Here is a 14,419-nt window from a genome sequence, read left to right on the forward strand (position 1 = left end):
TTTTGCTGATCCGTGACCGCAAAACTCCTGAATTGACGCACAAACTAAACGCGGTAACGTCTGGTTCTTGAACGCCCGAGGACCTAATGCCCCAACACACGCGCTTGCTGAACCCCATCCTGATCGTCGGGTGTATCATCATCACCGTCAGTTTTGCCGTGCGCGCATCGTTTGGCGTGTTTCAAATCCCCATCGCAGATGAATTCGGCTGGCTGCGCTCGGACTTTTCGATGGCAATCGCAATTCAGAATTTGGCCTGGGGCATTGGGCAGCCAATATTCGGCGCCATCGCCGAAAAAGTCGGCGACAGGCGCGCGATTACTCTGGGGGCTCTGACCTACGCGGCGGGTATGGTTCTGTCGGCCTGGTCCGTCACCCCGTTCGAACACCAGATGTACGCATGGCTCGTGGGGTTCGGTATCGCGGGAACAGGATTTGGCGTGGTCCTTGCCGTGGTGGCGCGGGCATCGTCGGACGAAAACCGCTCCATGTCGCTCGCGATTATCACAGCTGCGGGCAGTTTCGGTCAGGTCCTGGGGGCCCCTACAGCCGAATGGATGCTAAGCTTTATGCCCTGGCAGCAGGTGTTCATTGTATTCGCCACAGTGATTTTGGCACTGGTGCTGACATTGCCGTTCATGCGCGCCCCGCAGGCCGCCAGCAAGGCAGAGCTCGAAGAAAGCATGAGCCAGATCCTGACCAAAGCGTTCCGCGATCCATCCTATACGCTGATCTTTCTGGGCTTTTTCAGCTGCGGCTACCAACTTGGCTTCATCACCGCACACTTTCCCGCTTTTGTGACCGAGATGTGCGGACCCATTCAACCCGGCGGCGTTCTGCATTCGATCGGCATCACTACTACATCAGCACTAGGGGCTGTTTCGATTTCACTAATTGGTCTGGCCAATATTGCAGGCACTCTGTTGGCGGGTTGGGCCGGGAACCACTTTCCCAAAAAATTCCTTCTGGCAGGTGTTTATACAGCGCGTACACTTGCGGCGGCGGCTTTCATCGTGTTCCCGATCACGCCCCTGTCGGTCATCGTGTTTTCGCTGGTCATGGGTTCGCTTTGGCTTGCCACCGTTCCGCTTACTTCGGGGTTGGTCGCGCATCTCTATGGGCTGCGCTACATGGGCACGCTGTATGGGATCATCTTTTTCAGCCATCAGGTCGGCAGTTTCCTGGGGGTCTGGTTGGGCGGCCGGATGTACGACCAGTACGGCGACTACACCATGGTCTGGTGGATCGGCGTTGCGATTGGGGCGTTCAGCGCCATCGTCCACCTGCCCATTCGCGAAAACCGATCATTGGCCACCGCCTAAGCTATCGCGCCTCTTCGACCGTCAGCAAGCCTTCTTGCACAAGCCGGTCCGCCCAGCCTTCTGGTCCGGTAAAGTGATGCGTTTGCCATCCCCGGGCGCGCGCCGTTGCGATATTGTCGATCCGGTCATCGGTGAACAACAGCGCTTCGGGCGGCAGGCCACAGTCTTCTTCTACCATTTCATAGATCGGAACGTGCGGTTTGACGGTCTGCATCCGTCCTGACACGTATTGTTTGTCGAACTCGTTGAGAAACGGGTAAACCGTCGTCGCATAGTCGAAATTTTGCACCCCGAAATTGGTCAATGTAAAAACCGGCACGCCTTTGGCCCGCAAGGCCCGCTGCAGGCGAACTGAATGGGGGATTTCGGGCGTGGCAAGTTCGATCCACTTGTCGTGCCACAGGCGAATTTCATCTCGCCATTCGGGGTACTTCTCGGCCCAATCATAGATCGTATCAGTGAAGTGGTGACCCTGATCCACGAGGTCATTCATTCCGTGCAGATCGACCTCAGAGAACATGGCGCGACGGCGCTCTTCTCCGATGACCCGGTCATAATAGCGTTCGGGTTGCCATTCGATCAGAACGTTCCCGATGTCAAAAACAACAGCTTTCACCGACATGTTAGTACCTGTCTTCTTGTTCCTTAGTTGGTGCTACTGAACCAAGCGCGACAGAATTGTTCAAGGCACAACCGCAGCGCGCAGCGCTGCCCGGCCCAATTGTCAAAGACGCATCTTTGATGCGTCGCTGGAAAGCGGGAGGACTAGCCCCGCTGCGCAGCCCTCAATTCCCGTTCCAGGGCGTCCAAAAACCGGGATCGGTCAGCCTTGCCAAAAGGTTTTCCGCCGCCGCCCGCGCCCAATGGGTTGGATGCGCGCAAGTCGGCCATCAAATCACGCATGGCCAGTTGCTGGCCGATATTGGCCGCGGTAAAGGCTTCACCGTTTGGCCGCAGAACCCGCGCACCGGCTTCGACACATTTTGCGGCCAGCGGGATATCGGATGTCACCACAACGTCACTAGGCCCACAGCGTTCGGCGATCCACTTGTCAGCCTCATCCGCACCCTCGGACACGATAACCACCTGCACCAATGGGTTTGCAGACGGCCGCAAGCCACCGTTTGACACCAGTGCCATCGGAACTTTGTGCCGGGTTGCAACCCGTTCAGCCTCGGCTTTCACGGGGCAGGCATCGCCATCGATATAGAGGGTCGTCACGCCTTCTTGGCCTCTTTCTTGGTCGGTTCTGCTGGTTTCTTGCGCACTTTGAATTCTTCCGGAATGGGCATCCGGTTGAATGCATCCAGGCCGGCGATCTTGTAGGCCTCGGCCAGGGTTGGATAGTTGAACGTATTCTGCACGAAGTAATCCACCGTGCCCTTCAGATTCAGGACCGCCTGCGCGATATGGATCAACTCGGTCGCGCCTTCACCCACGATCTGAACACCCAACACCCGGCGGGTTTTTAGTGAAAACAGCATCTTCAGCATGCCGTGTTCCAACCCCATGATATGCCCGCGCGAGGTCTCCCGGAACCGCGCCACGCCAACTTCGTATGGGATGCCGCGTTCTTGCAGTTCCTCTTCGGACATGCCGCAAGTTGAGATCTCGGGGACCGAATAAATGCCGTAAGGATACCAGGGACTTTCCGGCAGGGTAGGGGTTTCCAGCGCGTGACATGCAGCCACACGGCCCTGTTGCAGCGAGGTTGAGGCCAATGATGGGTGCCCAATCACATCGCCAGTCGCGTAGATATGCGGCACTGCAGTTTGATACGTCTTGCGATCCACGTCGATCCGATTGCGATGATCGGTTTCCAAGCCAACGGCCTGCAGGTTCAATGCCGATGTCGCCCCCATGCGCCCGGCGGCGAACAGTAGCATCTCAGCTCGCACGTGGCGGCCATTCTCGAGAGTCACTTCGACATGGCCCCCAGCGTCTTCTATCTTTTGAACGGCTGAGCCCAGACGTAGGTCCACGCCGTTTTCGCGGATCTGATGGGTGAAATCATGGATTAGGCGGGTGTCGATGAAATCTAAGAAGGTTTCACGAGGTTCAATTAACGTCACCCGAACGTCCAATGCCGAGAACATGGTGGCGTATTCCACGCCAATCACTCCGGCACCTATCACGACCAGCGAGCGTGGGATCTCTGCCATCTCAAGAAAATCGTCACCGTCCACAACGGTCTTTCCGTTGAATGGCACATAATCCGGGCGATAGGTTTTTGTTCCGGTTGCTATCAGGAACTTGGCTGCTGTCAGTCGCGTGGTCTCACCTGCATCAGTGGCGACTTCCACCTCGTGCGGCCCAACGAACCTGGCCAATCCGTTCAAGGTCTCCACATGGTTGCGGTTGAACTGGTGCTCCAACACGTCAACTTCGTGATCCAGCGTCATATGAAGACGTGCCTTAAGGTCTTCGGCCCGGATCTGATCTTTGACCCGGTACGAGCGGCCGTAGAAGCTGCGCTCGCGCCAGCCCGACAAGTTCAGAACCGTTTCGCGCAAGGTCTTTGACGGGATCGTACCGGTGTGGACGGACACGCCGCCGAACCGATCCTTACGATCAATCACCAAAACGCGCCGTTTCAGCTTGCCCGCCTGAATCGCGGCCGACCGACCCGAGGGGCCGGACCCGATGATGATCAGGTCATAGTCGTATTGGCTCATGCCTCAGTCTCCGTACAGTGCCTCAGCGTGGAAGGTGATGTGGTCTTCCATGAAGGTCGACACGAAGAAGTACGAATGATCGTAGCCCGGTTGCAGGCGGAAGATTGCCTGCTGACGACGTTCGGCAATCGCCTGCGCCAAAGTTTCGGGGCGCAGCAAGTCGATGAATTGGTCACTGGCACCAGTGTCGATCAGGATAGGGCCATCAAAGCCGATTTCTTTCATCATGACCGAGGCATCGTGTTTGACCCATGCCGTCTCATCGTCGCCAAGGTAGGCGCTTAATTGCTTGCGACCCCAATCCGCACCCGTCGGGTTCGATATGGGTGCGAAGGCGGAGACAGACCGGAAGCGACCCGGCAGGTTCATCGCGAGCGTCAGCGCCCCGTGACCTCCCATCGAATGTCCGGTTATTGCCTGACGCTCCGCATCGATCGCGAAGTTTTCGATCAGCAAAGCAGGCAATTCTTCGGCCACGTAATCCCACATGTTGAAATGCGGCGCCCAAGGTTGCTGCGTGGCGTTCAGATAGAACCCGGCGCCCTGGCCCAGATCATAATCCTCGTGATCCGCGACACCCTCACCGCGCGGGGAGGTGTCCGGGAAGACAACCGCGATGCCTTGCTCGGCCGCCCAAGCCTGAGCACCTGCTTTGGTCATCGCGTTTTCATGGGTGCAGGTCAGGCCTGACAGATACCACAAAATCGGAACCGGGCCGTCCTTGGCCTCGGCTGGCAGGAACAGGCCAAAGGTCATGTCGCATTGGCAGGCAGTCGAGGCGTGGCGGTAGACGCCCTGAACGCCTCCGAAACATGCATTTTCCGAAAGGGTTTCCATTTGGTTTTGTCCTTACGTTGGGTTTGCGACATGGCTATCCTTCCACGCTCGATACGTAAAGGCTGAGCGGCTTTGATGTGCCATTTTTGACAAGGCCTAGATCAGGGCGTTCCAACCCAGGCGATGACCAATGGCACCGTCAGAATGCTGGCCGCTGTGGACAAAAGTATCGCAGCAGATGCACGGTGCGGCGCCACCCTGTAATGGGCGGCCAGCATATAGACGTTACCCGCCACCGGCAGTGCCGCGGCGGCGATGGCGACGGAAGCAGGAAACGCAGCCACGGGCAAAACCCAAAGCAACACAACGGCGACACAAGCAGGGTGGACAACCAATTTACAAAAGCTCAGCCAGCCTGCAATGTGAACGCGTTCCGCGGATTTGCTGGCCAGAGAAGCTCCGATCGCGAACAGGGCACCCGGTGTGGCTGCCCCGCCCAGAATTGTCAGGAAATCATTCAATGGGACAGGAACGAGGATCTGCAAGGCGGACCACAGCAATCCTGCTGAGATCGAAACAATCATTGGATTCTTGATCAACCCAATCCCGATCAGGCGGAAGGTTGCAGGCGTCAACCGTCCGTCGCGCCCACCATTTATCAGGATGACGATCAGGGATGAAAACACCACAAGATCTACCGTCAGAACCAGCATAACCGGGCCAATCGCGGCTTCGGTAAACAGCAGCGCCAGCATGGGCAGGCCCAGAAAACCGACATTGCCGATGGCCGCGCATTGTGCCTCTACCGCTGCGGTCGGGATATCAAGCCGGCGTATCCATGCGACAACCGTCGCCAAGACGTACACAGCGGCGGTTCCGATCAAGTATCCAACGACTAGCCTTGCATTGAAGATATCCGCAAAGGGCAGGGTGGCGGCAAAGCGAAACAGCATGGCCGACAGCGCAAAATAGAAAACGAATTTCGTCAGGTACGCCGTTGCTTCTTCAGAAAAAAATCGACTGCGCCCGGCCCAGTACCCCAAGCCGATGATCGCAAAAAAGGGCAGTGTGCGCAGAAAGATATCGACCATGTGCAACGTGGTAGCACGTAACACACAGGCTGCAAGATGTGACGGGCCAGTTATAGGGTTTTGGGGACGCGCGTTGTAAAATAACTTAACTGGTCAATCGAAAACCTAACGTCATCTGTGTTGCCAGATGCCTGCTAATTGTGCGATTTGTTGTATCTGAACTGAACGGTTTATACATTTGTCACCCAATCGACCGAAGGAGAGTACATGACCGAAGCAGCCGTCATTCTGCGAACAGGCCGAAAATTTGATCAGGTCCTGCGCGGAGCCCGAGAGGTTTTCATGGCGGATGGTTTCGAAGGTGCAAGCGTCGACGACATCGCGCGCGCTGCGGGGGTGTCGAAGGCGACGCTCTACAGTTATTTCCCGGACAAACGCCTGCTGTTCATGGAAGTGGCGCAGGTCGAGTGCAGGAGAATGGCCGAAAACGTCGTGGCGATGGTCGACGACTGCAAGCCAGCGCGCGAAGTTCTGACTATCGCGGCGACGGAACTGACGACTTTTTTAGTCTCGGACTTCTCGCAACAAATGTTCCGCATCTGCATCGCCGAGCGTGACCGGTTCCCCGAGCTGGGCCAAACATTTTATGAGGCCGGGCCGCAGAACGGTCAGCGCCAGATGGTCGAGTATCTGGAAAAGGCAGTCAACAAGGGTGAGCTCGCCATCGACAACCTGCAATTGGCGGCCGAACAGTTCAGTGAACTATGCAAGGTTCGGATTTGGACCCGCGCTGCCATCGGTGTTCAAAAGAGCTTTTCCAAAGCAGAGTTGGATGCAATTGCGACGCAGGCCGTTGATATGTTCATGGCGCGATACGGCGTCTAACCTGCTGCATTTAATCACAAGAAAGATGTGAACGACCCGCACCCGGCAAGCCGGATGCGGGCAAAACAAGTCACTCGATAAAAGTCTTGGCCAGCCGGTCACTGATTGGCTGTGACAGATAGCTGATTACTGCGCGCTCGCCGGTTTTCACGAACAGATCCGCGGGCATTCCTGGCAACAGATCCAGTGCGGCGACTTCGATGGGTTGATCGGGATCCAGTTTCACCCGGGCTTTGTAATAAGGCTCGCCTGTGCGATCGTCCTCCAGCGCGTCGGCTGAGATGTCAAAAATCCGGCCGCTGGCTTCAGGCACATCGGTCTGCGTAAAGGCTGACAGGCGAATGCGCGTTGCCTGACCGATCTGCAACTTGTCGATGTCGGCGGTCTTGATACGTGCTTCGACGATCAGGGCTTGATTGGCGGGAACAATATCCATGATCGCCTCTCCGGGGCGAATGACGCCGCCGGTTGTAGATACTGCCAAATTAACGACCCGCCCGCTGGCAGGGGCCAGGACCTGTGTTCGTTTCAACCGTTCCGATGCCCCTGAATATTGTGACCGGATCAGATCAAGCTGGGCATCCACAACCGCAAGCTCTCCGGCGATCACCTCGTCGCGCAGCTTTTGTTGGCTGAGCAGGGACAGCTGCAACTCTTGCATCTGGTCCTGGGCCTGCGCGATCTGGGTGCGCAACGACGCATCGACACCGCCCAGACGTTCCATTTCGATCTGGCGCGCGCTGACCCGTGTGACGGCCACAAGCCCTTTGTCCAGCAAAGATTTCAGATTGGACAGCTCAACCTGCGTGATGTCCTTCTGATTTTGGGTTGAGAGGCGTTGTTCGTTCAGGCCGGCGATCTGATTGCGCAGCCCCTGAATGCGCTGCGCGTTGATTTGAGCCTCGGTCCGGCGGGCGCGGGCTTCGGCGTCAAATAGTTGTTTCTGCGTCAGGTAGGGCGACAACCAATGCAGCCGCTGCATTCCATCGCTGAACCCGGCCAATGCGGTTGGTTCGTCAAACCTGTCCGTGCCGTTGATCTGCGCCAGCAAGCGGGCGCGCCGGACCGACAATTCGCCCAATTGGCTGCCCAGGACGCTCAGATCTACGTCGATATCCGAGCTGTCAAGCCGTACGAGGGGCTGACCTGCCTGAACAAATTCACCGTCCGTGACAAGGATCGAGTCGATGATCCCTCCGTCCAGATGTTCAACCGTTTTGCGGTCACCTTCCACCACAAACTGTGCTGGCGCGACGACCGCACCATCCAGTTTCGAGGCGAAGGCCCAATAGATGCTGCCGCCGACGAAAGCCATCAGGGTAAACAACCCAAACAGGACATAGCGTTTGATGCCAGAGGCTTCGGTCGTGATGTCCAATACTTGCACATCCTGGGCGGTGAGCACGTTCGGGGATTGTGTGCGTTTCATCAACTTGGTCATTGGGCAGCTCCGCTGATCTGAGTTGTATTGGCAGAGCGCGCGGTGGGTTCCTGCGCCCCGGATTGAGTCGGTTTGTCCAGAACGTTCCGGCGATTGACCTTAAGGACGTCCTCTTTATCCCCGAACTGTGTTTGAGCGCCGTTTCGCAGAACCATTACTTTGTTGGCAGCCTGCAACGTTGCAGGACGATGGGTCATGACGATGGCAATTGCGCCGCGGGACTGCGCTGCTGTAATCGCATCACGCAGGGCCTGTTCGCCTTCGGCATCCAGATCCGAATTCGGCTCGTCCAAAACCAACACAAACGGATCGCCATAAAGCGCCCGGGCCAGTGCCAGCCGCTGACGTTGACCACCCGACAGAAAGAACCCCCGACCGATGCGCGTTTCATATCCATCGGGAAGGGCGCTGATCATTTCGTGCACACCGGCTTCGCGTGCGGCACGCAGCATTTCGGCATCGTCTATGGCGACAGAGAAGCGCCCGATGTTTTCGCGGATCGTGCCGTCGAACAGCTCGATATCCTGTGGCAGATAACCGATCTGTTTGCCCAGATCCTCGTGGTTCCATTTGGACATCGGGCTGCCGTCCAGCAGAACCTCACCCCGTTGGGGGTGCCAGATACCGGCAATCATCTTGCCCAAGGTGGTCTTGCCCGAACCGCTATGCCCGATAACTGCCAACACATCTCCGGGCACAAGGCCAAAGTCGATCTGGCGGAGCGAGGCGTTGACGGCGCGCGGGGGGCCTGCCTGCGCAATCTTGACGTCCAGAGATTTGAACGCGCGCGGCAGGTGCAGATTGGGTGGGGCTTCGGCAAACTCTTCGGTTAGTTTTGCCAGCTTGGAATACGACCCGCGCGCGGCCAGAAAGCTGCGCCATTGACCGATCAATTGGTCAATTGGAGCCAGTGCACGGGCCAGCACGATGGTTGCCGCGATCATGACGCCAGCGGTGGATTCTCCGGTGATGGCCAGTGCCGCGCCAAGTCCCAGAATGGCCGACTGCAAACCCATCCGAACGGTCTTGGACACGACAGAAAAGCTGGCAACCCGGTCAGCGGCGCGGGTTTTGTGCAGATGGGCTTCAGCCTGAAGCGACGTCCAACGCCGCACCAAATCGGATTTCATGCCAAGTGCCTGAACCAGCTCGGCGTTCTTGTCACTGGTGCCGAACAACGCATCGGAACGACCGCGCGCTTGCGAAGCCGACCGCATCGGCTCCCGGGCGCGCGAGTTGTTGATCAGAGCCATGATCGTCAGCATGACGGCCCCGGCCAGACCAAGCAGACCCAGATAGGGGTGAAGGGCATAAAGGACCAACAGATAGAGCGGGATCCACGGCGCGTCGAAAAACGCGGTCAGCGTGGTTCCCGAGATGAATTCACGAAAGCCGTTCACGTCTTCGACAAGGTTTTCGCCAGCCTCGGCTTCGCCATGGACACGGCGGCGCATAGCCGCACCGAGGACCGGCGCGCCAACGTTCAGCTCAAAGCGGGCGGCCAGACGTCCCAAAATGCGCATCCGCATCAGGTCAAGGCAGGCGACGACAACAAAAACACCAGCCAGCAATGCAGACAGCGCGATCAAAGTGTCGACATTCTGACTGGTCAGGACCCTGTCATAGACCTGCAGCATATAAAGCGGACCAGCCAGCATCAGCAGGTTCAGAAACAAGCTGAAGAAGGCAACTGCGACAAAACCCTTGCGCAACGACCCCCAGGCGGTTTTTACGGGATTGGTTTGCTGGGACATCAGGGAACCCTTTCCGGTTTGACAAACGGGGCGACCTGGGCCGCCCCGCTGTTGATTGGTTAAACGATGAAGTCGTTTTCGGTCAGGTCAGCGGCATCGACACCGGTCAGACGGATCGAGCCTGCGTCGCCGAAGCTGATGACGGCGTCGTCACCATCCTGAACGGTACTCGGACCGCCGTCGAAGTCAGAGCCCAGATCTCCGATCTGAATTCTGTCCACGCCCGTTTCAAAGTCCGAGAGGGTATCGTCACCAAAGGTGCCCTGGAACAGGAAGGTGTCAGCGCCTTCGCCGCCAATCAGGACGTCATTGCCGCCCTCACCGTTTAGCAAGTCGTCGCCATCCGCGCCGTTCAGAACGTTCTCCAGATCGCTGCCGACGATTACGTCACCATCATTGGAGCCGATGACATTCTCGATCGAGACCAGCACGTCGGTTTCAACCTGATTGTCGATCACGTCCAGCCCGACAACACCGGTGCCACCTGTATCCACGTTACCCAGCGTCGCGCCCGCATCCACCAACGTGTCCTGCACAACCGGGCCGTTTTCTCCCGCTGGCGCATTGTGCAGATGGATTGCCGAGAGGACACCGGAGTTCGGCGTGGCAAGGTCGGCTTCGTTCAGGCCCACTACGCTCAGCTCGCTCGAGTAGATGACTTCGCCGGTTGCAAGGTTCTGAGTGATGACGACGGTTGCGTTGCCGGAGGCCTCGCTGTCCGATGTCGGCCCAGGCTCTTGCGCCGCGTCTAGACCGCCGCTCAGCGTGACGGTGCGGATCCCGTTCTCGGTCACGTCGCCGTCGACCAGAAGCTGCCCGCGAATTTCCCCACCAGGGAAGTCGGCGGTGTGGATGTTGTAGTACAGGTTGCCCAGAACGGCCTCTTCTACAAACCAACCTCCATCCGGGATATTCGCCCCGAACTGGTCCGGTGCCACAACAGCAGCATCCACGATCGAGACATTAAAGCCGGTATCGCGTGTGGCCGTGCCGTTGCCGTTGGCATCCAGACGAACTTCGACTGCGACATCCAGGTCCGAGAAGTCGGCTGTATCGATGCCTTCTCCACCGTCGATGAAGTCATTGCCCAGACCACCGGTCAGCACATTGTCTGCATCGCCTGCGATCAAAACATCATCACCTGCGCCACCGTTGATGTCACCGTTGGTGGTGCCCAGATCGACAAAGATGTCATTGCCATCGCCCAGCAGGACGTTGCCGTTGATCACACCTTCGTCGTCGTTGACGATGGTAACGTCACCAGCATCCGATGCATCGATCGCGTTGACCGTTCCGCGGATTTCGCCCTCGTTCAGGACCGCACCCAGAAGGTTCAGACCCCCATCAATACGGATACCAGCTGCGGCGCCCGAATGCTCGGACCCGGCAATGAGACCTTCGTTGATGACAACCCCGGCAAAGGACGCGTCGTTCTGACCCGTGAACAGGCGCAGACCATCGCCGACTTGATTGCCCTCGGTGACATCGCCGTTACCCTGGAAGATTCCTTGGTTTACGATGGTTGCCAAGACGATATCGCCATCAACATCACCGGTTTGCAGCGATACGGCAGAACCGTTGGCGCCATCATTGACGCTGACCGTACCAGTGTTGGTGAAGTTATAGTTGTCAGCGGTTCCATCGGCATAAACTGCGCCGTTGCGCTGATTGCCTGCGCCGACAATCTGGCCTTCGTTGATGACCTCAAGGCCTTCGCCATCGATGTTCAGCGCGCGGCTTTCCGAAGCGACAATACCTGAGTTCACGAACGAACCACCTGAGTGGTCACCGGTGCCAAAGTATACACCGTTCTGGATGCCGGTAATGAAGCCCTGATTTTCCAGCGTACCTTGGAAATTCACGCCATTGACGACACGAAGGCCAGCAACTGTGCCGTTGGCACCGCTGGAGGAGACGTTTCCGGTGTTTAGAATGGTCGCATCAGTGGTGCCGGTGTTGCCGACATTGCCGATACGAATGCCATCACCGGCAAGCGACGTAGCCGCACCAGCGTTTCCGCGCCCGGTGATCTCACCGGAGTTTTCCAGCGTGAAGGTGTTAGCACCGTCTGCCGCACCCCCGATTTCCACACCAAACCCGGAACCCTGGTTGTCTTCACCAGCGTCAATCCGGCCAGAGTTGATAACCGAGAAATCATCGGCAGTACCATCGGCGTAGACCGTCCCATTGCGCTGATCCCCGGTACCGAAAATGAACCCAGAGTTCTCAACGGTCAGGCCGATGCCATCAATGTTCAGAGCGCGACTGCCGGAAGACACGTTGCTCCCGTTGATGAACGAACCACCTGTGTGATCGCCATTGCCAAAGTAGACACCGTTGCGCACACCGGAGATGCCGCCGAGGTTAATAAATTCACCCTGAAAGTTCACTCCGTCGACAACACGGACGCCAGCGACGGTGCCATTGTTCCCTTCTGACGAAATGATGGTGATATTGCCGATCGACCCGTCGACGGTACCGGTGTTGCCAACGTTACCGATGCGAATGCCGTCACCGGCCAGCGACGAAGCTGCATCAGCGTTTCCGCGCCCAGTGATAACGCCGGCATTACCTAGCACAAAGGTGTTTGCACCGTCTTCTGCGCCACCGACTTCAACTCCGATGCCTGAACCCTGATTGCCCTCACCTGCGTCAATCAGACCGGAGTTCTGTACAGAGAAGTCATCCGCGGTTCCGTCAGCATAAACCGTCCCGTTGCGCTGATCGCTGGTGCCGAGGATCTCACCCTGGTTGGAAACCTCAAGACCGATACCATCAATGTTGAGTGCGCGGCTGTCAGATGACACAACACCGCCTGCTTCGTTCACAAAGCTACCACCTGTGTGATCCGCGTTGCCAAAGTAGACACCATTTTGAACACCCGAGATCGTGCCCGAGTTGGTGAATTCACCCTGAAAACCGACACCATCTACAAAGCGCACACCGGCTACAGTGCCATTGGCACCTTCCGAGCTCACCTCGCCGCGGTTGGTAATGTTCACCTCAGCAACGCCTTCATTGCCGGGGTTGCCGATGCGAATACCGTCGCCCGCCAGGCCTGTGCCTGCCGCGCCGTTGCCGCGACCCTGGATAACGCCGTCGTTTTCCAGCGAGAATGTGTTGGCGCCGTCGGCGGCCCCACCAATTTCTGCGGCGAAACCAGAACCTTGGTTGTGCTCGCCTGCGTCAATCGTTCCGTTGGCCAGATTGCGAACCGAGAAATCATCCGCAGTGCCGTCGGCATAAACGGTACCGTTGCGTTGGTCGCCAGTGCCCAGAATGTCACCGCCGTTGATCAGGTTGACACCCGAGCCGTCGATGTTCACTGCGCGGCTGCCGGATTGGATGGTGCCAAAGTTCAGCACGTCCAGGTCGTGTTCGCCTTCGCCGATATACAGACCGTTACGGGGACCTTCAATCACACCGGTCGAGGTGTTCAGGATCTCACCTTCGGCATTTACGCCATCGGCGATGCGGATACCGGCGGCTGTGCCCTGGTTGCTTTCGGTCGAGATCAGGCCGCTGTTGATGATTTCGGTTTCCAGCGTGGCGCCTTCGGCACCGTCATCAATGCGGATGCCGTCCCCGGCCAGCCCGGTATTGGCCGCACCTTGGCCACGGCCCTGAATCGTAGCACCAAAGCCGTTGAAGATGTCAGTTTCCACACGGTCGCCGACCTCGTCGCCGATTTGCAACGAGATACCAGCGCCCTGGTTGCCTTCGCCGGCGTCAATCGTGCCGCCCACAAAGTTCGAGATCGAAATGTCTTCGGTGGTGCTGTTGGTATAGATCGTGCCATTGCGCTGATTGCCGGTGCCGATGATGCCGCCAAAGTTGCGCACATCAATGCCTTGGCCCTGAATGTCTACTGCACGGCTGTCCGAACTGATCACACCGCCGCGGAAGTTATCCAGACCGCCAGAGCTTTGAGAGCCCGCAAACTGCACACCGTTGAACTCGCCCGCAATCTCACCAAAGTTGCGAACGCTTGCGCTGCCGGTGACCTGAACGCCTGTGGCCAATGCGTCAGGGCCGTTGTTCGCCTCAATCAAGCCCGAGCGGAAGTTGAATACGTCAACATCCTGCCCCTGCGCCTGAACAGCGGCGACGGCGTTGTTGGTGATGATCTCGCCAAAGTTCAGCAGGCGCGAGAAGTCATTTGCCAGAACAAAGGCTGGAGTGTCGTCGACGACGGTACTTTGAAAGAAGTTATTGAAAAGGGTTTGGCCGGCACGGTTGGTCTCTTGGGCTATGGTAGACGTGGTCAAGAGCTGAGCGCGCAGGCTTGTCAGCATTTGGGACAGCATGGGGTACTCCGTCAAAAATTGTTACGTTTGGCGGTCCGCCCGGTGTTTCGGACATTCCACGTAGCAAAGGGGTAGACGGCACCCCGTGTAAGCTGAAATTCATCGTGCAAATCGGTTGTATAACAAATGCTAATAATCACGGTTTTCGTGAGCGTCTGGGAAGTTCAACTTATATAAATCAACACGTTACGTCACAATTGTCCCGCATGACGTTCTATTCGAATGCG

10 protein-coding genes are annotated in these 14,419 nt (G+C 57.5%); 2 read left to right on the forward strand and 8 right to left on the reverse strand.

Going from position 1 to position 14,419, the window contains the following annotated elements; translation table 11 throughout:
• Nucleotides 1-86: 86 nt before the first annotated feature.
• Nucleotides 87-1,322 carry an MFS transporter gene (locus AC2FFP_RS20605; RefSeq protein ID WP_496770026.1) on the forward strand — a complete coding sequence of 412 codons (1,236 nt, stop codon included), beginning with the start codon at nt 87-89 and terminating at the stop codon, nt 1,320-1,322.
• Between the two features lies 1 nt (nt 1,323).
• Here AC2FFP_RS20605 and AC2FFP_RS20610 read toward each other — a convergent pair whose 3' ends face one another.
• The 5 genes from AC2FFP_RS20610 to AC2FFP_RS20630 form a co-directional block, all read right to left on the reverse strand.
• Entirely contained in the window at nt 1,324-1,944 is a 621-nt protein-coding gene (locus AC2FFP_RS20610; RefSeq protein WP_496770023.1) for an HAD family hydrolase, read from the reverse strand.
• A 143-nt stretch (nt 1,945-2,087) separates the two neighbouring features.
• Complete coding sequence (locus tag AC2FFP_RS20615; RefSeq protein WP_496770021.1) at nt 2,088-2,543, reverse strand: YaiI/YqxD family protein; 456 nt, start codon at nt 2,541-2,543, stop codon at nt 2,088-2,090.
• Entirely contained in the window at nt 2,540-3,997 is a 1,458-nt protein-coding gene (gene sthA, locus AC2FFP_RS20620; RefSeq protein WP_496770019.1) for a Si-specific NAD(P)(+) transhydrogenase, read from the reverse strand. The genes AC2FFP_RS20615 and sthA overlap by 4 nt, the downstream gene beginning before the upstream one ends.
• Nucleotides 3,998-4,000: 3 nt before the next feature.
• Nucleotides 4,001-4,834: an S-formylglutathione hydrolase gene (gene fghA / locus AC2FFP_RS20625; protein ID WP_496726933.1), complete on the reverse strand. Its 834-nt coding sequence runs from the start codon at nt 4,832-4,834 to the stop codon at nt 4,001-4,003.
• Between the two features lie 101 nt (nt 4,835-4,935).
• Nucleotides 4,936-5,865, reverse strand: coding sequence for an AEC family transporter (locus AC2FFP_RS20630; RefSeq protein WP_496770016.1), 930 nt, complete (start codon nt 5,863-5,865; stop codon nt 4,936-4,938).
• 207 nt (nt 5,866-6,072) lie between these two features.
• Here AC2FFP_RS20630 and AC2FFP_RS20635 point away from each other — a divergent pair, with 207 nt between their 5' ends.
• Nucleotides 6,073-6,690, forward strand: coding sequence for a TetR/AcrR family transcriptional regulator (locus tag AC2FFP_RS20635; protein ID WP_496697795.1), 618 nt, complete (start codon nt 6,073-6,075; stop codon nt 6,688-6,690).
• A 70-nt stretch (nt 6,691-6,760) separates the two neighbouring features.
• On the opposite strand, the gene AC2FFP_RS20640 is transcribed toward AC2FFP_RS20635, so the two are convergent.
• From AC2FFP_RS20640 to AC2FFP_RS20650, 3 genes are read right to left on the reverse strand one after another with little or no spacing between them, the layout of a single operon-like run.
• The gene (locus AC2FFP_RS20640; RefSeq protein ID WP_496770012.1) at nt 6,761-8,131 is read right to left on the reverse strand and encodes an HlyD family type I secretion periplasmic adaptor subunit; all 1,371 of its coding nucleotides are present in this window, start codon (nt 8,129-8,131) and stop codon (nt 6,761-6,763) included.
• Nucleotides 8,128-9,885 (reverse strand): type I secretion system permease/ATPase, encoded by a 1,758-nt coding sequence (locus AC2FFP_RS20645; protein WP_496734589.1) that lies wholly within the window; start codon nt 9,883-9,885, stop codon nt 8,128-8,130. Before AC2FFP_RS20645 ends, AC2FFP_RS20640 begins: the two co-directional genes overlap by 4 nt.
• Nucleotides 9,886-9,944: 59 nt before the next feature.
• Nucleotides 9,945-14,192 carry a beta strand repeat-containing protein gene (locus tag AC2FFP_RS20650; RefSeq protein WP_496881458.1) on the reverse strand — a complete coding sequence of 1,416 codons (4,248 nt, stop codon included), beginning with the start codon at nt 14,190-14,192 and terminating at the stop codon, nt 9,945-9,947.
• Nucleotides 14,193-14,419 lie beyond the last annotated feature (227 nt).

This window comes from Ruegeria sp. YTSC004 (assembly GCF_059609805.1).

Bases quoted from the DNA above. Each gene is read 5' to 3' on its own strand.
- AC2FFP_RS20605 (WP_496770026.1), top strand. From the start codon at position 87: ATGCCCCAACACACGCGCTTGCTGAACCCCATCCTGATCGTCGGGTGT.
- AC2FFP_RS20610 (WP_496770023.1), bottom strand. From the start codon at position 1,944: ATGTCGGTGAAAGCTGTTGTTTTTGACATCGGGAACGTTCTGATCGAA.
- sthA (WP_496770019.1), bottom strand. From the start codon at position 3,997: ATGAGCCAATACGACTATGACCTGATCATCATCGGGTCCGGCCCCTCG.
- fghA (WP_496726933.1), bottom strand. From the start codon at position 4,834: ATGGAAACCCTTTCGGAAAATGCATGTTTCGGAGGCGTTCAGGGCGTC.
- AC2FFP_RS20630 (WP_496770016.1), bottom strand. From the start codon at position 5,865: ATGGTCGATATCTTTCTGCGCACACTGCCCTTTTTTGCGATCATCGGC.
- AC2FFP_RS20635 (WP_496697795.1), top strand. From the start codon at position 6,073: ATGACCGAAGCAGCCGTCATTCTGCGAACAGGCCGAAAATTTGATCAG.
- AC2FFP_RS20640 (WP_496770012.1), bottom strand. From the start codon at position 8,131: ATGACCAAGTTGATGAAACGCACACAATCCCCGAACGTGCTCACCGCC.
- AC2FFP_RS20645 (WP_496734589.1), bottom strand. From the start codon at position 9,885: ATGTCCCAGCAAACCAATCCCGTAAAAACCGCCTGGGGGTCGTTGCGC.
- AC2FFP_RS20650 (WP_496881458.1), bottom strand. From the start codon at position 14,192: ATGCTGTCCCAAATGCTGACAAGCCTGCGCGCTCAGCTCTTGACCACG.